This window comes from Aeromicrobium sp., from assembly GCF_049587115.1.
Taxonomy (GTDB): domain Bacteria; phylum Actinomycetota; class Actinomycetes; order Propionibacteriales; family Nocardioidaceae; genus Aeromicrobium.
On the sequence record NZ_JBAVDI010000066.1, the window covers coordinates 43,315 to 65,471 of the forward strand.

The window sequence follows — 22,157 nt, forward strand, 5'->3', positions numbered from 1 at the left end:
GGGAAGGAAGGTCTAGGCCCTGTCACGCAACCGGTGCACCGCCGCGGCGAAGCTGTCGCCCCGCGCGGCATAGTTGCGAAACTGGTCCATGGAGGCGGCGCCGGGAGCCAGCAGCACCGTGTCGCCATCACGGGCGAGCGATGCCGCGGTCTCGACGACGCGATCCATGGGATCAGTCTCCCCGGTGTCCACCTCGACCACGGGGACGTCGGGCGCGTGTCGCGCAAGCGCCTCGGCGATCACCGCGCGGTCGGCGCCGATCAGGATCACAGCGCGCAACCGGTCCCGGGCCGTCAGCACGAGATCGTCGAACGCCGCGCCCTTGACCAACCCACCCGCGACCCAGACGACCTGTTCGAATCCCTGCAGGGATGCGGTCGCAGCGTGCGGGTTGGTCGCCTTGGAGTCGTCGACCCACCGGACGCCGCCGATGCGCGCCACGTCCGCGATGCGGTGCGCATCTGGCCGGAACGACCGAAGACCGTCACGCACTGCGCGCGCGGACACCCCGTGCGCCCGAGCCAACGCCGCAGCAGCGAGTGCGTCCGACACGAGGTGCGGCGCGGGCATCTCCCCGTCGACGGGCGCCAGATCATGGATGCTGCCGAGCTCGGCCGCGTTGGAGACCCGACCGGCGATGAATGCGCGATCGGCGATCGCGTCGTCGACCAGGCCGATCATTCCGGGCGCCGGGACACCCATCGTGAAGCCGATCGCGCGGCACCCCTCCTGGACCTCGGCCTCCTCGACCAGGTGCTCGGTCACGGGGTCCTGCACGTTGTAGACGCAGGCGGCTCTGGTTCGGGCATAGATTCGGGCCTTGTCCGCGGTGTACGCCGCCAGTCCACCGTGCCAATCGAGGTGATCGGGTGCGACGTTGAGCACCACGCTCGCCTCGGCGGAGATGGACTCGCTCCAGTGCAGCTGATAGCTCGACAGCTCGACCGCGAGGACGTCAAAGGGGTCAGGGTTCATGACGGCCTCCAGCACCGGCGTGCCGACATTGCCGACTGCCAGCGCGTTCAGGCCCTCCGAGCGCAGGATCGACTCGAGCATCTGCACTGTTGTGGTTTTTCCGTTCGTGCCGGTCACGGCCAGCCAGGGGGCACTGCCTTCGCCACGCAATCGCCAGGCGAGCTCGACCTCGCCCCACACCGGCGTGCCGCGCAGTATCGCCTCGGTGAGGATCGGGGTGTCCGGGGACCAACCCGGTGACGTGACCACGAGGTCGATGTCGTCAGGCAGACTCGCCGTCGACCCAGCCCCGAGACGGACGTCCACGCCAAGGATCTCCAGCAGCGTCGCCTTCTCCCGCAACGCGTCGTCGTCACCGTCGTCCAGAGCAATGACCTCGGCGCCGAGATGCTGCAGGGTGTCGGCGGCCGCGAATCCACTGACACCGAGCCCACCGACGGCGACTCGTACGCCCTCCCAGGATGACTCCCGGCCGAGGGCGGACAGATCGGGACCGCTCATGTGCCGGTGACCCACTCGGCGTAGAAGATGCCCATGGCCGCCGCGACGCACAGGCCGCTGATGATCCAGAACCTCACCACGATCGTGATCTCGGCCCAGCCGAGCAGCTCGAAGTGGTGCTGCAGGGGCGCCATCCGGAAGATCCGTTTGCCGCCACTGAGCTTGAAGAAGCCGACCTGCAGGATCACCGACGCAGTGATCGCCACGAACAGGCCGCCGATCACCACGAGCAGGAGCTCAGTGCGGGTCATCAGCGCGAAGCCAGCCATCGCCCCGCCCAGGGACAACGAGCCCGTGTCCCCCATGAAGATCTTCGCCGGCGAGGCGTTCCACCACAGGAAGCCGAAGCAGGCACCTGTCAGTGCCGAGGCGACGACGGCGAGGTCGAGGGGGTCGCGCACTTCATAGCACTTGGGACCGGGGTTGAACGAGCAGTTCTGGCCGCTCTGCCAGATGTTGATGAAGACGAAGGCGCCGAACACCATGACCGACGCGCCGGTGGCGAGGCCGTCGAGACCGTCCGTCAGGTTCACCCCGTTGCTGGCGCCGGCGATCATGAGGAGCACCCAGATCACCAACAGGATCGTGGGCAGCTCCCAGCCACGGAGGTCGCGGGTGAACGAGATGGCGTGCGTGATCGGCGTCTGACCTGTGTCGTCCTCCCAACCGATCGCGAGCCACGCGAAGATCAGCCCGATCACGGTCTGGCCGACGAGCTTGGCCTTGGAGCGGAGGCCGAGATTGCGCTGCTTGGCGACCTTGATGTAGTCGTCGAGGAAGCCGATCGCCCCCAGGCCGGTGAACAGGAACAGCAGGAGAATCGCCGAGGCACTCGGCACCGTCTGCGTCGCTAGCTTGGCGACGAAGTAGGCCACGAGAACCGACAGGATCACGACCAAGCCACCCATCGTGGGTGTGCCGCGCTTGGTGTGGTGCGACGTCGGGCCGTCGTCGCGGATCAGCTGTCCGTAACCCTTCTTGACCAGGACAGAGATCGCGAAACGCGTGCCGATCAGGGTGCCCAGCAGCGACAGCGCTCCAGCGATCAGGATGGCCTTCATCGGGTCGCGTGTCCTTTCCCGGGCAGTTCAACGTGTTCGGACGAGTATGCCGTCAACTCTGCAGCAGGGCGTACGCGACCCGCTCGAGGCGGCCGCCTCTCGATGCTTTCACAAGGACGACCTCGTCCCCGGACAGGCTCGCGGACAGTGTGCGAATGGCCACATCGACATCGTCGACCGTCACCGCGACCTCCCCCGCACCCTCGGCGATCCAGCGCGCGCCCGCACCGACCGCGACAACCCGCCAGAAGCCAAGCTCGGCGGCCAGACGTCCGACCTCGCGATGCGCCTGCTCGCTGTCGTCTCCGAGCTCAAGCATCTCGCCCAGCACTGCGACCGCGCGCCCTTTGCCGATCGCCGCGACGGCCCGCAACGCTGCGGCCATGGACTCCGGATTGGCGTTGTAGGCGTCGTTGACGATCACGACACCGTCGTCGCGCACGTGCCGCTCCATTCGCATCGACGACCGTGGCTCCGCGGTCGCGAGGCGGGAGGCGATCGTGGCGAGGTCGATGCCCAGGGCGAGGGCGACCGTCGCGGCGGCTGCAGCGTTGGCGACGTGATACTCCCCGATCAGTGGGAGGTGCACCTCCACACTGCGGCCGTCATGGCGCAACGTGAAGTGCGGTGTGCCGGACGAGTCCAGGTGGATGTCGGACACCTGCACGTCACCGGCGGCACCGAAGGTCTTGATCGTGCCATCGGTGCGCCCTGCCATCGCCAGGACCAATGGGTCATCGGCATTCAGCACTGCGACGCCACTGCGGTCGACCGCCTCCACCAGCTCGCCCTTCGTCCGGGCGATCGCCTGGGCCGATCCGAACTCGCCGATGTGCGCATGACCAACATTGAGCACCACACCGATAGTCGGTGGGGCGATCCGGCACAGCGCTGCGATGTGCCCCACTCCCCGGGCCCCCATCTCAACCACGATGAACCGGGTCAGCTCGTCGATGCCGAGCACCGTGAGCGGTACGCCGAGCTCGTTGTTGAAGTTGCCGGCTGTCGCGACCGTCACTCCTTCGGGCTCGAGCACCTGGGCGAGGAGGTCCTTGGTACTGGTCTTGCCGCTGGAACCGGTGATCCCGACGACCGAGACGTCATCGACCAGACCGAGGACGTGACGAGCCAGCAGGCCCAGGGCTCCGGTGACGTCTGCCACCACGACCGACGGGGCGTCGACCTCGCGGCTGCACAGCACCGCTGCGGCGCCGGCTGCCATGGCCTGGGCCACGTAGTCGTGGCCATCGGCATGCTCACCGGCCACGGCGACGAACAGTCCGCCGGCTTCGATGGCACGCGAGTCGACGGTCGCCCTGGAGTCGACGATGGTGCGCTCGTCACCGCTGACCAGGCCGCCCGTCACGTCCGCGATCTGTCGCAGCGACATGGCAATCATGCGGTCCCCCCGATCAGCTCGACGAGGACCTCGCGATCGTCGAACGGCTCGACGACCCCGTTGACCTCTTGACCCCGCTCGTGACCTTTGCCCGCGACGACGAGGGTGTCGCCGAGATGCGCCATCGCGACAGCGCGGGCGATCGCCTCGCGCCGCCCGGGGACCTCGACGGCGACGCCCGGCCCCGCTGCCGCGCCCTCGAGAACGGCGGCGCGGATCGCCGCGGCTGGCTCGCTCCGCGGGTTGTCGTCGGTCACGATGACGACATCAGCGTGGCGGGCTGCGGCCTGACCCATGAGTGGCCGCTTGCCATGATCACGGTCACCCCCGGCGCCGATCACCACGATCAGGCGTCCTGCGGTCACGGGGCGCAGGGCGGTCAGAACCGCCTCGACCGCGTCCGGCTTGTGCGCGTAGTCGACGATCGCGGTGAAGGCCTGGTCGGCCTCGATCCGCTCCATGCGTCCCGGCACTCCCGTGCTTGCCGCGATCCCCGCGGCCAGGCTGACGGGGTCGTAGCCCACCGTGGCCAGACCCGCGATGACAGCCAGAGCGTTCGACACATTGAAGACGCCGGGCAACGGCACGGCCAGGTCGAATGCCACCCCGGCGGGGCCGAGCACCTCCAGGTCTGTACCGAGGCGATTCGGTCGGATGTTGACCGCACGCCAGTCGGCGGGATTGCCGTCGGTCGAGAACGTCGTGACCGGCAGCGGGGTCAGCTCTCGCAGTCTGCGGCCGTGGGCATCGTCGACGTTGATCACAGCCCGCCGGGCGTGCTCTGGTGTGAACAGCGCCGCCTTGGCGAGGAAGTAGTCCTCCAGGTCGTGGTGGAAGTCGAGGTGATCGCGGCCCAGGTTGAGGAAGACCGCAACGTCGAACTGGAAGCCGTCGACCCTGCCCTGCACCAGGGCGTGGCTCGACACCTCCATGGCGCACAGCTCGACCGCTTCCTCTCGCATGACCGCGAACAGCGCCTGCAGCTGCGGCGCCTCGGGAGTCGTGAGCGTTGACGCGGCCGGCTTCTGCCCGATTCGGGTGCCGATCGTGCCGACGACCGCCGACACGTGATCGCCGAGGGCCGCTTCGGCAAGGTAGGTCGTGGTGGTCTTGCCCTGGGTACCCGTGACGCCGAGGGTCGTGAAGGCGCTGCTCGGGTTGTCGTAGAACGTGCTGCTGAGCCGCGCCAATGCCTGCCGAGGATCGGCGACGACCACCGTCGGAAGATCCTCGACGATGGCTGCGCCCTCGGGATCGGTCAGCACAGCGCTCGCACCGAGCTCGCGGGCAACACTCGCGAACGATGCACCGTGTGATGTCGCCCCCGGCAGTGCTGCGTACAGGTCACCTGGTTCGAGGTGTCGCGTGTTCAGCGAGATGCCGGTCACGATGGCCTCGGCAGAAGCAGACGTGTCGAGCTCGGCGGCCAGTGCGCTGAGCTCCCACCGTGGTGTCGTGTTCGGACGTACACGCATCTCCTCGGTCACCCCCTGACCCTACCCACAGCGCGGATTTCCATCGGAGCGCGCGGGCCGGGCTCGCACATCGTCACCAGGTCTGAGCGACCTTGGGACTCTTGGAGCCGGTGGGCGCGACGCCGAAGCGCTCCAGTGCCATCGACATGATGTCGTGGAAGACCGGTGCAGCCGTGGAGCCACCGCCCGCGTTGCTGAACGGCTTGTCGAGCACGATGTAGGTCAGGAAGCGCGGGTTGTCGGCTGGAGCGAACCCCATGAACGAGACGGTGTTCTGGCCGCGGATGTAGCGGCCCGTCTTCGGGTTGACTCGCCAGGCGGTGCCGGTCTTGCCCGCCACGCGATACCCCTTGATGGCGGCCGCGGGTGCCGTCCCGTCCGGCGCGGTCACGGCCTCCATCATGCGGGTCACGGTCGACGCGGCGTCGGGCGAGACGATGCGCTTGCTGGCCTGGGCCGGGATCGGGGTCTCGTCACCGTCGGCGGTTGCCGTGCCGCTCACGACGGAGGGCTCGCACATCTTGCCGTCATTCGCGATGGCACCGACGGCGCGCACCATCTGCATCGCCGTGACCGAGATTCCCTGACCGAACGAGATCGTCGCGTGGTTGGCCTTGGTCCAGTTCTTGCCGTTGGTCAGGATGCCGTCGGACTCGCCGGGCAGGTTGACACCCGACATCTGACCGAATCCGAACTTCCGGAGGTAGTTGTACATCGTCATGTCGCTCATCTGCCGGGACGCGACGATCGTCCCCAGGTTGGAGGACTTGGCGATGACCCCGGCTGCGGTCAGGCGCAGAGTGCCGTGCTGCCAGTAGTCGCCGATGGGGAAGCCGTCGACCTGCATTCCAGAAGGCACCACGATCGGCGTGTCCGAAGCGATCTTGCCCTGATCCGCCAGCGCAGCCATCGTGACGGTCTTCATGACGCTGCCCGGCTCGTAGACGTTCTGCACGCCACGCGAGACCGTGTTGGAGTCCTGCATGCCCGTGCGGTCGTCGGGGTTGAATGTCGGGGCCTGCGACATCTGCACGATCTGGCAGGTGCGGGTGTCCATCGTGATCGCCAGACCCCAGTCCGAGCTCGACTGGCGTACGGCGTCGGCCAGCCGCTGGTCGGCGTACCACTGCAGGTCTCGATCGATCGTGGTCGTGACGTCGTCTCCGGGGACCATCTCGGTGACGGCGCTGTCGGCCATCGGGATGCGCTGACCCGTGGGCGAGACCTCGTAGGTGCTGGAGCCATCGACACCCGTCAGTGCCTTGTCGTACTTCGCCTCGACGCCGGCGACGCCCTTGCCCGCGCCGTTGACGTAGCCCAGCAGGTTCGCCGCGAGCCGGCCGCCCGGATATGTCCTGAGGGTCTCCTTCTCGCTGAAGACGCCGGTCAGCTCTGCCTTCGCGATTGCCGCCAGTGCCTTCTTCGCGGTCCAGGCCGGCAGGTCTCGGACCAGATAGACGAATCGTGAATTCGGTGTCCGCAGCTTGTCGATCATGTCGAAGTAGTCGATCCGGTCTCCGAGCTTCTGGCGGAGGATTCGGGCGATCTGCGGCGCATTGGCGGCGGTCATCTGGGGATCGGCGGTCAAGGTGAGGCCGTCGACGCTCGACGCCAGCTCCTCGCCGTTGCGGTCGAGGATCGCACCCCGTGGGGCCGGGACGGTGCTCTTGGCGGTGCCTGCCGCGACCGACATCGCAGCGTACGCACTCGCGTCGAGTCCCTGGATCTGGAACAGCCGTGCACCGAAGACGCCGAACACCCCGATCACGATCGCGAGGCACACACGCAGCCGGCGCCGCGAGACGGCCTTGGCGGTCTTCACGGCGTCACGCTCCGAATGTTGCTGCTGCCCGCTGCGGCGGGTTCGGGCTTGCCGAGCACCTTGCCGTCCGACAACCGCAGGAAGGCCGGGTTGGTGTTCGGCACCATCCCCAGCTGGATGGCACGTCGGGCGACATTGGCGGGACTCTGCAACCGGTCGACCTCGCGGGCCAGAGCTTGCTGCTGGGTCTCCAGCTCAGCCGCCTGGCGATTGAGTGTCTGAGCCTCGAAGGACTGCGTCTGCAAGATCGTGCTCATGATGATGAGACCGACCAGACCTGCCGACAGGATCGTCAGGACCACGACCACGAAAGGAGCCTTGCGGGCTCGACTCCGGACGGGACGAACGAGTCGAAGACCTGCCTGCTTGGCGCTCTCGGGCGAGAAGCGCGGTACAGGCGCGGTCATGACAGCGCGGGCCAGCTGTGGGCTCATGCGGCGATCCGTTCTGCGACACGCAACCGGACCGACCGGGCGCGGGAGTTTTCCTCGATCTCGGCCTCGGTGGCCATCTCGGCCCCGCGGGTGACCAGTCGGTAGCGCGCCTCGTGCCCCTCCGGCACGAAGGGCAGGTCGCGCGGCACGTCGGTGGAGGTGACCTGGGTAAATGCTCGTTTGGTGATCCGGTCCTCCAGCGAGTGGTAGGCCAGAACGACAACCCGTCCACCCGGTGCCAACACCTCCAGCGCCGCCGGCAGAGCGCGCCGATAGACACCCAGCTCGTCGTTGACCTCGATGCGCAGCGCCTGAAAGGTTCGCTTCGCCGGATTGCCACCGGTGCGACGGGCGGCTGCCGGGATCGACGTTCGGATCAGGTCGACCAAGCGGGCGCTGTTGGTGAATGGCTCAGCTGTCCGCTCGGCGACCACCGCGTCGGCGATGCGCTTGGCGAACTTCTCCTCGCCGTACTCGCGCAGGACCTTCGAGATCTCCCGCGCCGTGTAGGTGTTGAGGATGCCGGCCGCAGTGAGCTCGTCCTCAGGATTCATCCGCATGTCCAGCGGCGCGTCCTGCGAGTACGCAAAGCCACGATCAGCCAGGTCCAGCTGCATCGACGAGACGCCCAAGTCGAACAGCACGCCCGAAACCGCGCGGAATCCAGCCTCGACCACGACCTCCGCGATCTCGTCGTAGACAGCGTGGGCGAACGTGACCCGGTCACCGTAGGGCGCGAGGCGAGCCTCGGCACGGGCCAGCGCCTCCGGGTCGCGATCGATCCCGATGACATGCAGGTCGGGGAAGCGGTCGAGCATCGCCTCGGTGTGCCCACCGAGTCCCAGTGTCGCGTCGACCACGACCGGCCGGTCGACCGCAACAGCCGGCTCGAGCAGGTCGAGGACCCGCTTGAGCAGGACCGGGACGTGGCTTGCGTTGCTCACAGCGAGCCCAGGAAGAGAGCCGAGATCAGGGCCAGGACGATCGAGGCACCGAGCGAGAACGCCATGAGTGCAAGGCCGTCGGCAACCTCGTGCCGTACGCGCCTGCGGCTCGTGTCGATTGTCATGTCCTCGTCCTCGTCGTGTCGGTGCCCGGCTGGTGTCGTGTGGCCAGATCCGCGACCGCCGGGTCTGACACCGGGGAAGTGATGTCAGAACCATGCGGGCGCAGATCTCGCCGCACGCGCGTCAGAAGATGCCGGGCATCACTTCCTCTGACATGTCCGCGAACGGACCCTCTTGAGCTGTGGAGAACTCGTCCCAGCGACCCGAGTCCCAGATCTCGATCCGGTCCATCGCCCCGACGACCGTGCACTCGCGGTCGAGCTGGGCCCAGGAGCGCAGGACTGGTGGTACCGAGATTCGACCCTGCTTGTCCGGCACGTCCGAGGAGGCGCCGGAGAAGAACATCCGGGTGAAGTTGCGCGCCGCCTGGTTGGTGAACGGAGTGTCGCGAACTCGGTCGGTGAAGGCGTTGAAGCTCTCGGTCGTCCAGCCGTAGATGCAGTTCTCCTGGCCACGGGTGAGGACGATGCCGTTCTCAAGCCGAGGCCGGAACTTGGCCGGGAGGAACAGCCGTCCCTTGTCGTCCAGGCGCGGGGTGTAGGTGCCGAAGAAATTCGTGACATCCGGGTTCACCTCACTCCTCCTCGCCGCCGGCCAGATCCTCCATTTCGCTCCACCATACCCCACAACCCACCACTTTATGGGTCAAAACGACCCCTTTTTGGGGTTGTTGCTGTGCGCCTTCCAGCTCCGCCCCGCACGTGGAACGTGCTGGGCACAGGCGACTACTCCCATGGCTCGAAAGCCCCATGGACGCTGGACACCTTCACGCCGTCCGGCGCCCCGGGCAACCCGGTCTCCGTCGAAATCCTGTTCATCCACGCAGCCAAGGGCCGTCGTGGCGTCCTGCCCGGCGCCAAGAACTGTGACGGCAAGGGACTGGACAACTTCGAGGCGCGCCTCGGCGGGTGACCGTCTCGAACTGACCGCGGTCTGGGTGCGCTCGGGCCAAAAAAAAACCGCCCCCGAAGGGGCGGCCGCGGTGGAGTGAAGTGGAGCTGTGCTAGCGCTCGTCGCCGTCCCGGCGGCGCTGCCAGCGCTCCTCCATCCGATCGACGAACGTTCCGGACTGCTTGCCGGCCCGGCCCGATCGGCCTGACGCACTGGGTGCCGGCTCCTCGTCACGTCGGCCGATGCCACTCTTCCAGGCATTCATGAACAGGTAGGCCGTCGCGAGCATCGCGACGAATCCCACGACGCCGAGCCAGGTCATGGCCGACACCGCGCCAGCGAACAACAGCACCACTCCACCGAGGAAGCCCAGGATCGCCAGCACGGCGATCCGCCGGTTGTGCGCCATGAACTTCGACCCACGGAGCGTCGAGGCGAAATCGGGGTCTTCAGCTGCCAGCGACTGCTCGAGTTGGTGCAGCAGCCTGGCCTCTTCGTCAGATAGCGGCACGTTTGCCTCCTGGATCGGGTGTTGCTGTAGGCAAGTCTAGGCGCGCGATCGTGTGCAGACCAGCCGAAAGGGCCGTGAAGTCCGCCGATGCACTCAACTGACGCTCAAGCGCGTACAGGACATCCCTCGCTCCAGGCTCGGTGTCGACCAATGCACTGGGCACGAGGTCGGCGAAGACCCTCAGACCTGTGGTCGACACTGGCGTGAATCCGTGCGAGGCCAGGAGCTCGGCCAGCTCTGCAACGACGAAGCGCCGTGGACCCATCGTGCGGACGTCCCAGTCGTAGGACGTCCGGCCAAGGAGCGCCTGCGCCGTGACGAAGTCACCGGCCAGTGCACGGGCCGCCACGGCCGCATTACGACCGGCGACGACGACACTGACGTGCCCCCCGGGGCGGAGCACTGTCGCAATCGTCGACAAAGCCTGACCGGGATCATCGACGTACTCGATGACGCCGTGACAGATCACGAGGTCGAACGAGGCCGGCGAGACGTGATCGAGCAGGTCGTCGGCGTCACCCTGGATGCCAGTGAAACCCTCGGTGAGCCCGGCCTCGACTCCTCGGCGGTGCAGGGAGGCCAAGGCGTCGGGGCTCGGATCCACGACCGTGACCCGATGGCCCAGTCCCGCTAGCCGGACGGCGTCGCCGCCCGTGCCGCCACCCAGGTCGAGCACGTCGAGGCTGCTGCGCGGACCGGCCAGATCAACCGCATCGATGACGGACTGCCACATCAACTCGGTGCGGACCGGACCCATGACGGACACTGTGCCACAGCGCGGATCCGCAGCCGCGACAGCACCCTGGCGACCGCTCGCGGGGCGCCAGCAGAAGCCTCGAGGCGCACCCCGTAGTCTGCGCGCATGGCGAAGGTCGTGGTCGTGGGTGGCGGCTTCGCCGGCTTGTCGGTCGCCGCGCGACTCGCCAAGTTGCGCCACGACGTCACTGTCCTCGAGGCTTCGGACCGCCTCGGAGGGAGGCTCAACGGCGTCAGCTCAGGTGGACACACCTGGCAGACCGAGCTGGACAGCGTGACGCTGCCCGGGGTCTTCCGAGACCTGTTCCACAAGACCGGCCGACCACTCGATCGGGTCCTCGACCTCACGATGACCGCTGGACGGCGCCACGTCTACAAGGACAAGTCGGTGCTCGACCTCCCTCTGGGCAACCGTGGCGACCAGCACGCCGCGATCGTGGAGGCATTCGGTCAGGACCAGTGGTCGCCGTGGGTCGACACGCTCGCCGACACGTGGGACGTGGTCCGACGGCTGGCTCTCGACCAGGTGTTTGCCGGGCGGCCAGCAGTCGATCGCTCGGTGCGCGCAACGCTGCAGGCCCGGCGCAGTCTCGCCCGGCTCGCCGAGAAGGACCTCGACGACGACAGACTCCGCAAGCTCGTGCTGGACCCAGTTCGCCTGGCCGGCCAGGACCGGCACGCGACACCCGCCTTCGCGGCGGTCGCACATTACGTCGAACGCTCGTTCGGCCGCTGGCAATTCGCCGGTGGGTTGCCGGCTCTCGCCGCAGCACTGGAGACCCGGCTCGGCGAGCGCGGCGTCACGGTCGAGCTGGGCGAGTCCGCTCACGAGCTGGTGCTGGACGGAGGCGAGGTCCGTGGCGTGGTGACGGCACGACGTACGCTGCCGGCCGAGATCGTCGTGTGGTGCGCACCCAGCTGGCCCGCTCCCCTGCCGACAATCCGGCTCATGCCCGTCATCCCCGCTTCACGGACCCTGGTTGCGCTGTCCGCGGAGGCTCCCGCGATGCCTGACGAGATCCTGGTGCATGCCAACCCTCCGATCCGTTTGTGGAGCGGCGGGGAGGGGCGATGGACGATCGAGCACCGCAGCGGCGAGGATCCCCTGCGTGCACTGGTGCGGTTCGGGATCGACCTCAGGTCGTATGTGCTGGACCGAACCGATCTGTCACCGAGCGAGCTGGTCGGGCTGGGCCACTGGGGCTGGGCTTGGCGCGGCTGGGCCAGCGCGTTCGAGCTCCCGGGGGTCGCGCCGCAGGGGGGACTGCACTTTGCCGGCGCCCACGCACATCCTGGAGCAACTCTCGAGGCCATCGGCATGGCCACTGCCGCGATCGCCGACGCCATCGGACCGGCACCACGCTGAGCGCGGCTAGACCAGACCTTCGGAACGCAGCGCGTCGAAGATCTCGCGAGTCGCCTTCGACCGGTTGAGGGTGATGAAGTGCAGGCCCGGCGCCCCTCCGACCAGCAGCTCCCGGCACAGATCCGTGGCCAGCTCGATTCCTTTCGAACGAACGGCGGCCTGGTCGTGCTGGATCGGCTCGACCTGATCGAGCACCTCGGGTGGCAGCGCGGCGCCGGACAGCTCGGCCATACGGGCGACCTGGGCAAAGTTGAGAATCGGCATGATGCCCGGAACGATCGGCAGGTCGCACCCGAGGGCCCGCACCCGATCGATCAGGGCGAAGTAGTCCGCCGCACGGAAGAACAGTTGCGTGATGGCGTACTCAGCACCTGCCTCGGCCTTGGCGACCAGGACCTCGGCATCGTGCTGGAGGCTCGAGGCGTCCGGGTGCCCCTCAGGGAATGCCGCGACCCCGATTCGGAACCCGCCGAGTCCGCTCGCGAGCTCGACGAGATCGAGCGCATGGTCCATCCCATCCGGGTGCGGCTCCCACGGTGCGCGCGGTCCGCCCCGGGGATCGCCGCGGAGCGCCAGGACGTTGTCGACGCCCGATGCGGCGTACTGCTTGAGCACCGACTCGATCTCGCCCCGCGTCTGCGCGACCAGGGTCAGATGTCCAACCGGTCGCATGCCGGTCTGCTCGGCGATCCGCGCCGTGATGCGCACCGTGCGCTCCTGGCTCGTGCCACCTGCGCCGTAGGTCACCGATACGAAGGTGGGATTCAGCGGCTCGAGGTCAGCGATCGTCTGCCACAGGACTGCCTCGCCCGCATCGTCCTTGGGCGGAAAGAACTCGAACGAGTAGCTCGGGGCGGAAGCGCGCAGAGCATCGACGAGGGACTGGTCTTCGGGGCGCATGGATCAACGGTATCGTCCGAGTCGTGACCTCACGTGCCGACGATCCCGCATTTCGGACACAGGTAGATCACACTCTCGTCGCCTTCGTCGAGGCGCAACGTCCCGTCCTGGCCCCGCTGGGCAACGACGTGGAGGATCTCGCCGACGTCTCGATCGCATTCGTCGCAGGAGGCAAGCGGCTGCGTCCACAGTTCTGCTACGCGGGCTGGCTGCTCGCGGGAGGGGACCCGCACGACCGCGACATCGTGACCGCGGCGGCCGCCCTGGAGTGGCTGCAGGCCAGTGCGCTCGTGCACGACGACCTGATGGACGGCTCAGACACCCGGCGTGGGCGGCCCAGCGTGCATCGCGAGTTCGAGACCCGGCACCGCGCTGAGGGCCGCCATGGCGACCCGGTCGGCTTCGGCACCTCGGTGGCGGTTCTGCTGGGCGACCTCCTGCTCTCGTGGTGCGACCAGATGTTCACCTGCGCTGTCCTGCGGTCCGACTCCATGCGGCCCAACCTGCTGGAAGCGCGACACTTCCTCGACCGGTGCAAGACCGAGGTCGTCGCGGGACAGTTCCTGGACGTCACCGGTCAGACGCGCGCCTACCTCTCGGTCGCCGAGGCCATGACGGTCGTGCGCTACAAGTCGGCCAAGTACACCGTCGAACGCCCCCTCCACATCGGCGCTGCGCTCGCCGGAGCCGACACCGGCCTGGTCGCCGCCTTGTCCGAGGTTGCCCTGCCGCTCGGCGAGGCATTCCAGCTGAGAGACGACGTCCTGGGTGTGTTCGGCGACCCGGAGCTGACCGGCAAGCCGACCGGTGACGACCTCCGCGAGGGCAAGCGCACGGTGCTGGTGGCCCGGGCCGCAGAGCTCACCTCGGACGCCGGCCGGAACCTCCTCGGCTCGGCTCTGGGGACTACGGACGGTGTAGACGCGGTGCGAGACCTGATCGTGGACTCCGGTGCGCTCGCCGCGGTCGAGGACGACATTGCCCGGCTCGAGGGCCAAGCCGATGCCGCGATCGACCTGCTCGGCCCTCAGGGACGAACCGTGCTCGGGCCGCTCGCGCTCACAGCAACCCGTCGAAGCCACTGACCCCGAGGTCGCCAGCGACGACCACCGCAAGTGACGACGCCTGACCGATCGCGTCACGAAACACGTCGACGACTGCGCCCGTGAGCACGGGGTCGACGTCAGCGAGCTGGACCAGCCCCTTCCAGATGACGATGGTCCGGCCGACGGCCAGGTCCGCCAGGGTGTCGAACAGCGCATCGAGGTTACGTCCGAACCAGTCCGGCAGACTCCACGTCGCCACGATCTCGTCCCAGAACTCGTCGACTGAGACCACGGTCGTCGTGTCGAGGCTCAATGCCAGCCAGCCGGCCGCAGACGCAGCCTCGGCCAGATCGCGGTCGGGGCGGCCACGCCAGCTGAACAGCCCGGGCGAGGTGCTGCCGGACAGCAGGGAATCGTAGGTCGCGCTCATCGCGCATCCGCCTTCAAGCGTCGGAACGATCGATAGTGATCGTCGGTGTAGTACAGCTCCCCACCTTCGCCCGCGACGATCCGCCGTGCACCACGGCTGGATTGGCCCGGCGTCGGCACGGTGTACTCACGCCAGTAACCGCGCGGCCGCTGCGGCAACAACCGCTCGCGATTCATGAAGACAGTGCCGTCGCGGTCGTAGGGGTAGGGCCCCCCAGACCGGATCAGGTCGATCGTCTGGCGCGCCTCTCGGGGCAGACCCTGGCTCGGCCGCTCGGCGGTGGGGCTCGGGTCGGGGCGGTGCGACGCACTCGGGCCGGCGGCTGAGCGGTCCGCCGACGAGTCGTGGTCCGACACGCTGAGTCCCACCAGGACCGCGCCCACCAGGAGCAGGAGGACGATCCAACCGGCACGACGCATACCTCATCGTGCCGTATGGGGGCGTGGCGAAGGTCACGACAGGCGCGGGACACGCCCCAGCGTCGCCTCCCGCGTGTGCAACAGTCACTAGAATCAACCGATGGGTCGCGAGGATCCGCACTGGTCAAGGAGGGTGGCGTGGCATTGACGGGCGACGAAGCCCTGGTCGGACGCGTCCTCAACGACCGCTACCTGATCGGAGACCGCATCGCGCGCGGCGGCATGGCGAGCGTGTTCCGCGCCACCGACCGTCGGCTCGACCGCGAGGTCGCCATCAAGGTCATGCATCACGGTCTGGGAGACGACGAGCAGTTCACCGCCCGCTTCGTCCGTGAAGCCAAGTCTGCTGCCAAGCTCAATCACCGCAGCGTCGTGTCGGTGTTCGACCAGGGCAAGGATGGCGAGATCACCTATCTCGTCATGGAGTTCGTCCCCGGGCACACCCTGCGCGACGTCATGCGCGAAGAAGCCCCCATGCCTCCCCACCGCGCTTTGGCGCTGCTGGAGCAGGTGCTCATTGCCCTCTCGGCTGCGCACGCCGCGCGAATCATCCACCGGGACGTCAAGCCAGAGAACGTCCTGATCACGCCCGACGGTGACGTCAAGGTCGCGGACTTCGGCCTGGCCCGAGCGGTGAGCGCCGCCACGACTGCGACCGGGGGCACACTCATCGGCACGGTGTCCTACCTGGCGCCCGAGATTGTGACGAACGACGGCGCCGATGCCCGCTCTGACGTCTACGCGTGCGGCGCGATGCTCTACGAGATGCTCACTGGGCTCAAGCCACATGCCGGCGAATCGCCTATCCAGGTCGCCTACAAGCACGTGCACGAGGACATCGGTCCCCCCTCGGACGTGCAGCCCGGGATCCCGCCGTTCGTCGACGCGCTCGTCGCTCGCGCGACGGTCCGCGATCGCGACCAACGGTCGACCGATGCTCGGGTCATGCTGCTGCAGGTGCGCTCGGTGCAGCGCGCACTGGATGCAGGTCTTGTCGATGACCCAGACCTGGTTGCCGATCTACAGCCCGGCGGACGGGTGGCCGATGACGAGGCTCTGACCGTGTCAGTTGCTCGGGCTTCGATCGGCACGCCCGCCTCGGCCTCAGCCCGCACCGAGGCCGTCGACATTCCCGATGCCACCGTTCAGTGGCATTCCGGGTTGGGTGTGCAGGGCCTCGGTGCGCCGCCGATCGATGCTCCGCCAGCGGTCGCGGAGGATGCCGACCGCCCGATCGGCCTGCACCCGGTGATGTCGCCCGCCGACTACAAGACGGCCAAGGGCGGCGGGATCACGCGTCGTGGGCGCAATCTGCTGATCTTGGCCATCGTGCTGGCACTCCTGGCCTTCGGCATCGGCTACTACTTCAGTGTGGGTCGCTACACCGAGACGCCTGTGCTCATCGGCCAGTCCGAGACCGTGGCCAAGAACAACGCCGAGAAGGCCGGCTTCGGCTTCACCGTCGACAGGCGGGCGTTCTCCGAGTCAGTGCCGCTCGGTGCGGTCATCGGCACCGAACCCGGTCCGGGCAAGAAGATCCTCCCGGGTGCCACGATCTACGCCGTGGTCTCCAAAGGTCCGGATCGAGTCCAGATCCCCAAGAACCTCAAAGGAATGACCGTGAAAGCGGCCAAGGCTGCGCTCGCCGAGGTCGACCTCAAGGTCGATCCGAGCCTCAAGCGTGCCTACGACGAGAAGGTCGCCGACGGCCGTGTCATCGAGGCGACGAACTACACGACCAAGGACCAGCTCAAACGCGGTTCCACCGTCGTGCTGTCGGTCAGCAAGGGCCGCAAGCCGATCGAGGTCAAGGACTATCGCGACCGACCGCTCGACGAAGCCACGTCCGGCCTCCAGTCGGCGGGCTTCGAGGTCAGCTCGAGCGAGGTGTTCAGCGACAAGATCGACGAGGGCAACGTCGTCTCGCAATCTCCCAACAGCGGCACGAAGTTCCGTGGAGACACGATCACGCTGACGGTGTCCAAGGGGCCCGAACGCATTGCTGTCCCTAAGGTCATCGGCAAGCGCCGGGACGTAGCCGAGAAGATCCTCGAGAAAGCCGGGTTCAAGGTCCAGGCGCTGTCGCTTGGTGGTGGCAACTTCACCGTGCGAGGCCAGAACCCGAAAGCAGGGACCAAGCGCCCTCGGGGCGCGACCATCACCATCTCGCAGGTGCCCTTCCCCTGATGCGGACCCGGCTCGCTGCCGTCGCACTGCTCGCCGTCACAGCGGTGTGGGGCTCCACCTTCTTCCTGATCAAGGACCTGTTGGACCGGGTGCCGGCCACTGACTTCCTCGCCGTGCGGTTTGCCATTGCATTCACCGCGATGTTCCTGCTGGCGCCGCGGGCAATCGCCCGGCTGAGCCCAGAGGTGCGTCGGCGCAGCAGCTACGCCGGCGGCGTCTACGGTGTCGCGCAGATCCTGCAGACCGTCGGACTGGGCCACACTGACGCGAGCGTTTCAGGATTCATCACCGGCCTGTACGTCGTGGCCACGCCAGTACTCGCGTCACTGGCCTTCCGGCAGCGCGTGTCGCGCACCGTGTGGATCGCGGTGGCGCTGTCAACAGTCGGCCTGGCCATTCTGTCCCTGCGTGGTTTCACCATCGGATTCGGCGAGATGATCACGGCGGCCGGCGCGATCCTCTATGCGGTGCACATCATCGCGCTGTCCCGCTGGTCGTCAGCCGCAGATGCCTATGGCATGGCAACGATCCAGATGGGCGTGATCGCCGCACTGAGCCTCGTGGTGGCTGCCCCGGGCGGACTGAGCCTCCCGCATCGATCGGACGACTGGATCGCGATCCTGTACATGGCACTCGCAGCGGGGGCCCTCGCGATGATCTTGCAGACCTGGGCCCAGAGCCAGCTCAACGCGGCCCGGTCAGCCCTGCTGATGACCATGGAGCCGGTCTTCGCTGCGACGTTCGCGATCGTGCTCGGAACCGAGGGACTCACTTGGCGACTGTTGCTCGGTGGCTCGTTGGTGCTGGTCGCCATGGTGCTGGCGGAAGCTTCGGATCGTCCTGAGACAGCCGTCCCGCTCCCCTAGACTGCTCTGATGGAACCACCCCGCATCGCTCCCGGAGGACTCAAGGAGCTGGGACTCCTCAACTACGGCGTCAGCACACTGGCCGGCCGCGTCATTGGCGGTCAACGGCCCAACATCTTGACGACCCTCGGCCGACACCGCCGCCTGTTCCGGGGATGGCTGTACTACAGCGGGCGACTCATGCCGGGCGGGCGACTTCCCCGCCGCGACAGCGAGCTCGTGATCCTGCGCATCGCGACGATCCGTGAGTGCGAGTACGAACGACGTCACCACGTGCGGATCGGACGCAAGGTCGGCGTCACACCGGCGCAGATCGACCATCTCGCCGACGAGACCTGGCCGGGCTGGTCGGTTCGCGACCAAGCTCTGTTCGCGGCCGCCGACCAGTTCGTCGATGACAAGCACATCGACGACGCGACCTGGTCGGCGCTGAGCACGCACCTGGGCGAGCCCGAGCTGATCGAGTTCCTGCTGTTGTGCGGCCAGTACGACTCACTCGCCACGGTGCTGATGACGCTCCGGGTGCAGCCCGAGGTCTAGGGCGCCATCGCAGCGAGGTAGCGGCGAGTCATCACGCGCTGCAGCACTCGGCCGGCCGGTCCGACGAGTCGGGTGCGCCACGTTCCGGGATTGGAGAAGGCCGTGATCGTCGCCGTGACCTCACGGGTCGACCGATCGCGTCGCAACTCGAAGCGCTCCTCCCCCGTCTCGGGGTGACCCGGCAGGGTTCCGTACGCAAATGCACGCAGGTCCGGCTCGACGACGACCTGGACGACGCGACACGGAATCATCTGCGCCAGGAAGCGAAATGTCACGTCAGCGCCCAGCGCAACGCGGTCCGGTCCCGCCACCTGTCGCACCCCGGACCGTTCCTGCACCTGCCACGTCATGAGTATCTCGGTGGCCACGTCCAGATCGATCCGGCCGAGCGAGCGGCTCACCCGCAGGTGGTGGTAGCCCGGCGGGAGCACGACATCGGCAGTGGCACCCACCTCGTCGTACGTGAGCTCGACCATCGTGGCGACCAGACCTAGCTGCGGCCTGAGAGCATCTCGGCCACGAGGAATGCCAGCTCGAGGCTCTGCGCCCGGTTGAGCCGCGGATCGCACAAGGTCTCGTAACGGTGAGCCAGGCCTTCGGCCGACAGCTTCGCGCCGCCACCGACGCACTCGGTGACGTCGTCGCCGGTCAGCTCGACGTGCACGCCGCCGGGCCAGGTGCCCAAGGCCCGGTGGACCTCGAAGAAGCCGCGCACCTCGTCGATGACGTCGTCGAACTCCCGGGTCTTGTAGCCGTTGCTGGTCTCGAAGGTGTTGCCGTGCATGGGATCGCACACCCACGCGACCTCGATGCCGGCGGCCGTGACCTTCTCGACGAGCTGGGGCAGTCCGTCCCGGATCTTGTTGGCACCGAAGCGGGTGATGAAGGTGATCTTGCCCGGAATGCGTTCGGGATTGAGCTTCTCGTACAACGCGATGGCGTCGTCGGCCGTGCTCGTCGGGCCGAGCTTGACCCCCACCGGGTTGGCGATGCGGCTGAGAAGCTCGACGTGTGCTCCATCCAGCTGACGGGTGCGTTCGCCGATCCACACGAAGTGGCTCGACACGTCGTACGGCCGCTCGGTGCGCTGGTCGATGCGGGTCAGGGCGTGCTCGTACTCGAGGATCAATGCCTCGTGGGAGGAGAAGAAGTCGACGGTGTGGAACTCGTCAGGGTCGACACCGATCGCGTCCATGAATGCCAACGCGCGGTCGATCTCGGCCCCGATGCGCTCGTAGCGTTCGCCAACCGGGCTGCTCTTGACGAAGTCCGTGTTCCACGCGTGCATCTGTCGCAGGTCGGCGTAGCCGCCGGTCGTGAAGGCCCGCGCAAGATTCAGTGTCGACGCGGACGCGTGATAGACGTCCACCAGACGCTGCGGGTCATGTGCCCGAGAGGCGGGATCGAAATCGAAACCGTTGACCGCGTCGCCGCGGTAGGCCGGAAGCGTCACACCGTCACGGGTCTCGGTGTCGCTGGAGCGGGGCTTGGCGTACTGACCGGCAAGCCGGCCGACCTTGACGACCGGGACGCTCGCGGCGTAGGTCAGCACGACCGCCATCGACAGCAGGACACGGAGCTTGTTGCGGACGTTCTCGGCAGTCACGCCCTCGAAGGTCTCGGCGCAGTCGCCGCCCTGGAGCAGGAACGCCTCGCCGCGCGCGACCTCGGCGAGCCGGTCGCGCAGCGCGTCGCACTCGCCGGCAAACACCAAGGGGGGCATCTTCCGCAGCTTCCGCACCGCGTCGTCGCGGGCGGCAGGATCGACATACGTCGGCTGCTGGGCAGCACCCATCGCATGGAGGTCGTCAAGGCTGGGAATGCTCACGCAGCAAGGATACGCGGAGCGGCCATGTGACCTGGCACTCGTGCGCCCGGACTGCTCACCAGCCCAGAGTGCCCGGAGCGCCCTTGAAAGGGCCCGCGACCCGGGACGTGATCCACCCGCCGTAGAAGTCGCCTTCCTGCGCCTGCACGATCTCATCGTCGATCGTGCAGGAGTCGACCTTCCCCGGGTAGATCGCCACGTGGTCGATGAGGTCTCGATATCCCGCGGCGGGCGTCCGATAGGTCCACGCCCCGGCCGGGATCGTCCGGTCAGGCGTCACGACATCGAAGTAGGTCGCCGCGCCCTTCCACTCGCACCAGGTGCTCCCGCCGACAGGGTGCAGGACGCCGGCCGCGAACGAGTCGATTGGCAGATAGTACGTCGGCGGGTGGCTTGTCTCGCAGATCCGGTACGACGCTGTGGAGTTCGCGATCGTCATGCCTCCCAGGGTCACGACGATGTGCTCGTCGCTCGGCTCGATCGACGGCGGCCGCGGGTAGTCCCACACGTTCTCGACAGGTCGGTTGGATGGCATTCCTCGAGCGTACGGTCGATTGCCCGATCCGGCGCTGCGGTTGTCACGGGCCGCCGCCTGCCCAACCGCTGGGACCGATTCAGGGGCGAACGTGCTGCCTCATCCGAACAGGACTTCGGCTTCCTCGTACAGCTCGGGACGTACGGTCTTGAGGACCGCGGTGCCCTCCGCGAGGGGGATCCGGGTGATCTCTGTGCCTTGCAGCGAGACCATGGTGCCGAAGTCGCCCTCGTGGACGGCCGTGATGGCGTGCAGGCCGAAGCGCGTCGCGAGCCAGCGGTCGAACGCCGTTGGCGATCCGCCACGCTGCACGTGACCCAGGACGACGGCGCGCGCCTCCTTGCCGGTGCGCTTCTCGATCTCACCGGCGAGCCGATCACCGATGCCGCCGAGTCGAACGTGACCGAAGGCGTCCTTCTCACCGCTGACGAGCGACATGCCGCCGCCCTCGGCGGGCACCGCCCCCTCTGACACCACGATGATCGGCGAGTAGTGCGTTGCGAACCGGCTCTCGACCTGGGCGCAGACCTTCTCGATGTCGAAGGGACGCTCGGGAATCAGGATGATGTTCGCACCTCCGGCCAGGCCGCTGTGCAAGGCGATCCAGCCCGCATGGCGGCCCATGACCTCGACGACCAGCACACGGTGATGGGACTCAGCCGTCGTGTGCAGCCGGTCGATCGCCTCGGTCGCGATGTTGACCGCGGTGTCGAAGCCGAAGGTGAAGTCCGTGCCGGACAGATCGTTGTCGATGGTCTTGGGCACGCCCACGACCTTGACGCCGAGGTCAGCAAGCTTGGTTGCGACCCCAAGGGTGTCCTCGCCGCCGATCGCGATCAACGCATCGACGCCGTTCTCGGCCAGGTTGTCCTTGATTCGCTCGACCCCGTTGTCGATCGCGAACGGATTGGTGCGGGACGAGCCGAGGATCGTGCCGCCGCGGGGCAGGATGCCTCGGACCTCGGGGATCCCGAGGGTCATCGTGTCGTTCTCAAGTGGACCACGCCATCCATCGCGGAAACCGATGAACTCGTGCCCGTACGCGGACACGCCCTTGCGCACCGCTCCCCTGATGACTGCGTTCAGACCGGGGCAGTCGCCTCCCCCGGTGAGCATGCCGACCTTCATGTCGCGGTCCCTTCCCTGGA

At 67.6% G+C, this 22,157-nt stretch carries 24 protein-coding genes; 6 read left to right on the forward strand and 18 right to left on the reverse strand.

The genetic code is table 11. The features are described 5' to 3' along the window. Positions 1 to 12: 12 nt before the first annotated feature. The 9 genes from murD to mraZ form a co-directional block, all read right to left on the reverse strand. Positions 13 to 1,476, reverse strand: a complete 1,464-nt coding sequence (murD, locus tag WB461_RS06830) for a UDP-N-acetylmuramoyl-L-alanine--D-glutamate ligase (protein WP_423851976.1) — start codon at positions 1,474 to 1,476, stop codon at positions 13 to 15. After that, positions 1,473 to 2,537, reverse strand: a complete 1,065-nt coding sequence (mraY, locus tag WB461_RS06835; RefSeq protein WP_423851977.1) for a phospho-N-acetylmuramoyl-pentapeptide-transferase — start codon at positions 2,535 to 2,537, stop codon at positions 1,473 to 1,475. The genes murD and mraY overlap by 4 nt, the downstream gene beginning before the upstream one ends. Positions 2,538 to 2,589: 52 nt before the next feature. Continuing rightward, positions 2,590 to 3,927: a UDP-N-acetylmuramoyl-tripeptide--D-alanyl-D-alanine ligase gene (locus tag WB461_RS06840; RefSeq protein ID WP_423851978.1), complete on the reverse strand. Its 1,338-nt coding sequence runs from the start codon at positions 3,925 to 3,927 to the stop codon at positions 2,590 to 2,592. Between the two features lie 5 nt (positions 3,928 to 3,932). Beyond that, the gene (locus tag WB461_RS06845) at positions 3,933 to 5,423 is read right to left on the reverse strand and encodes a UDP-N-acetylmuramoyl-L-alanyl-D-glutamate--2,6-diaminopimelate ligase (RefSeq protein WP_423851979.1); all 1,491 of its coding nucleotides are present in this window, start codon (positions 5,421 to 5,423) and stop codon (positions 3,933 to 3,935) included. Between the two features lie 61 nt (positions 5,424 to 5,484). Next, the gene (locus tag WB461_RS06850; protein ID WP_423851980.1) at positions 5,485 to 7,233 is read right to left on the reverse strand and encodes a peptidoglycan D,D-transpeptidase FtsI family protein; all 1,749 of its coding nucleotides are present in this window, start codon (positions 7,231 to 7,233) and stop codon (positions 5,485 to 5,487) included. Beyond that, positions 7,230 to 7,667: a hypothetical protein gene (locus WB461_RS06855; protein ID WP_423851981.1), complete on the reverse strand. Its 438-nt coding sequence runs from the start codon at positions 7,665 to 7,667 to the stop codon at positions 7,230 to 7,232. Before WB461_RS06855 ends, WB461_RS06850 begins: the two co-directional genes overlap by 4 nt. Then, positions 7,664 to 8,611 (reverse strand): 16S rRNA (cytosine(1402)-N(4))-methyltransferase RsmH, encoded by a 948-nt coding sequence (gene rsmH / locus WB461_RS06860; RefSeq protein ID WP_423851982.1) that lies wholly within the window; start codon positions 8,609 to 8,611, stop codon positions 7,664 to 7,666. Before rsmH ends, WB461_RS06855 begins: the two co-directional genes overlap by 4 nt. Further along, on the reverse strand, positions 8,608 to 8,736 hold the full coding sequence (locus tag WB461_RS06865; protein ID WP_423851983.1) for a hypothetical protein: 129 nt from the start codon (positions 8,734 to 8,736) through the stop codon (positions 8,608 to 8,610). The genes rsmH and WB461_RS06865 overlap by 4 nt, the downstream gene beginning before the upstream one ends. A gap of 121 nt (positions 8,737 to 8,857) precedes the next feature. Continuing rightward, complete coding sequence (gene mraZ, locus WB461_RS06870; RefSeq protein WP_423851984.1) at positions 8,858 to 9,307, reverse strand: division/cell wall cluster transcriptional repressor MraZ; 450 nt, start codon at positions 9,305 to 9,307, stop codon at positions 8,858 to 8,860. Positions 9,308 to 9,409: 102 nt separating this feature from the next. On the opposite strand from mraZ, the gene WB461_RS06875 reads away from it, so the two are divergent. Beyond that, entirely contained in the window at positions 9,410 to 9,646 is a 237-nt protein-coding gene (locus tag WB461_RS06875) for a hypothetical protein (protein WP_423851985.1), read from the forward strand. A gap of 91 nt (positions 9,647 to 9,737) precedes the next feature. Here WB461_RS06875 and WB461_RS06880 read toward each other — a convergent pair whose 3' ends face one another. Further along, positions 9,738 to 10,136 carry a DUF3040 domain-containing protein gene (locus WB461_RS06880; RefSeq protein ID WP_423851986.1) on the reverse strand — a complete coding sequence of 133 codons (399 nt, stop codon included), beginning with the start codon at positions 10,134 to 10,136 and terminating at the stop codon, positions 9,738 to 9,740. Next, positions 10,123 to 10,893 (reverse strand): class I SAM-dependent methyltransferase, encoded by a 771-nt coding sequence (locus WB461_RS06885; RefSeq protein WP_423851987.1) that lies wholly within the window; start codon positions 10,891 to 10,893, stop codon positions 10,123 to 10,125. Before WB461_RS06885 ends, WB461_RS06880 begins: the two co-directional genes overlap by 14 nt. A gap of 105 nt (positions 10,894 to 10,998) precedes the next feature. On the opposite strand from WB461_RS06885, the gene WB461_RS06890 reads away from it, so the two are divergent. Beyond that, on the forward strand, positions 10,999 to 12,258 hold the full coding sequence (locus WB461_RS06890) for an FAD-dependent oxidoreductase (protein WP_423851988.1): 1,260 nt from the start codon (positions 10,999 to 11,001) through the stop codon (positions 12,256 to 12,258). 6 nt (positions 12,259 to 12,264) lie between these two features. Here WB461_RS06890 and metF read toward each other — a convergent pair whose 3' ends face one another. Beyond that, a complete protein-coding gene (gene metF / locus WB461_RS06895) occupies positions 12,265 to 13,158 on the reverse strand; it encodes a methylenetetrahydrofolate reductase [NAD(P)H] (protein WP_423851989.1) in 894 nt (297 codons plus the stop codon). Between the two features lie 23 nt (positions 13,159 to 13,181). On the opposite strand from metF, the gene WB461_RS06900 reads away from it, so the two are divergent. Then, complete coding sequence (locus WB461_RS06900) at positions 13,182 to 14,243, forward strand: polyprenyl synthetase family protein (protein ID WP_423851990.1); 1,062 nt, start codon at positions 13,182 to 13,184, stop codon at positions 14,241 to 14,243. Here WB461_RS06900 and WB461_RS06905 read toward each other — a convergent pair. Together WB461_RS06905 and WB461_RS06910 are read right to left on the reverse strand one after the other, a co-directional pair. Then, the gene (locus tag WB461_RS06905; RefSeq protein ID WP_423851991.1) at positions 14,218 to 14,634 is read right to left on the reverse strand and encodes a barstar family protein; all 417 of its coding nucleotides are present in this window, start codon (positions 14,632 to 14,634) and stop codon (positions 14,218 to 14,220) included. The two genes, WB461_RS06900 and WB461_RS06905, sit on opposite strands and share 26 nt — an antisense overlap. Continuing rightward, complete coding sequence (locus tag WB461_RS06910; protein WP_423851992.1) at positions 14,631 to 15,053, reverse strand: ribonuclease domain-containing protein; 423 nt, start codon at positions 15,051 to 15,053, stop codon at positions 14,631 to 14,633. Before WB461_RS06910 ends, WB461_RS06905 begins: the two co-directional genes overlap by 4 nt. Positions 15,054 to 15,191: 138 nt before the next feature. Between WB461_RS06910 and pknB the strand changes: the two genes are divergently transcribed. The 3 genes from pknB to WB461_RS06925 are packed head-to-tail and all read left to right on the forward strand — an operon-like array spanning position 15,192 to position 18,646. Continuing rightward, the gene (gene pknB / locus WB461_RS06915; RefSeq protein ID WP_423851993.1) at positions 15,192 to 17,240 is read left to right on the forward strand and encodes a Stk1 family PASTA domain-containing Ser/Thr kinase; all 2,049 of its coding nucleotides are present in this window, start codon (positions 15,192 to 15,194) and stop codon (positions 17,238 to 17,240) included. Next, positions 17,240 to 18,106 (forward strand): DMT family transporter, encoded by an 867-nt coding sequence (locus WB461_RS06920; protein WP_423851994.1) that lies wholly within the window; start codon positions 17,240 to 17,242, stop codon positions 18,104 to 18,106. The genes pknB and WB461_RS06920 overlap by 1 nt, the downstream gene beginning before the upstream one ends. Before the next feature lie 9 nt (positions 18,107 to 18,115). Continuing rightward, on the forward strand, positions 18,116 to 18,646 hold the full coding sequence (locus WB461_RS06925; RefSeq protein ID WP_423851995.1) for a carboxymuconolactone decarboxylase family protein: 531 nt from the start codon (positions 18,116 to 18,118) through the stop codon (positions 18,644 to 18,646). Here the strand turns inward: WB461_RS06925 and WB461_RS06930 are convergent. The 4 genes from WB461_RS06930 to WB461_RS06945 all read right to left on the reverse strand — a co-directional run bounded on the left by WB461_RS06930 (position 18,643) and on the right by WB461_RS06945 (position 22,137). Next, positions 18,643 to 19,122 carry a DUF1990 family protein gene (locus WB461_RS06930; protein WP_423851996.1) on the reverse strand — a complete coding sequence of 160 codons (480 nt, stop codon included), beginning with the start codon at positions 19,120 to 19,122 and terminating at the stop codon, positions 18,643 to 18,645. The genes WB461_RS06925 and WB461_RS06930 overlap by 4 nt on opposite strands. A gap of 14 nt (positions 19,123 to 19,136) precedes the next feature. Beyond that, the gene (locus WB461_RS06935) at positions 19,137 to 20,441 is read right to left on the reverse strand and encodes a class II 3-deoxy-7-phosphoheptulonate synthase (RefSeq protein ID WP_423852016.1); all 1,305 of its coding nucleotides are present in this window, start codon (positions 20,439 to 20,441) and stop codon (positions 19,137 to 19,139) included. A gap of 88 nt (positions 20,442 to 20,529) precedes the next feature. Next, a complete protein-coding gene (locus WB461_RS06940) occupies positions 20,530 to 21,009 on the reverse strand; it encodes a DUF427 domain-containing protein (protein WP_423851997.1) in 480 nt (159 codons plus the stop codon). 99 nt (positions 21,010 to 21,108) lie between these two features. Further along, a complete protein-coding gene (locus WB461_RS06945; RefSeq protein ID WP_423851998.1) occupies positions 21,109 to 22,137 on the reverse strand; it encodes a 6-phosphofructokinase in 1,029 nt (342 codons plus the stop codon). Between the last annotated feature and the right edge of the window lie 20 nt (positions 22,138 to 22,157).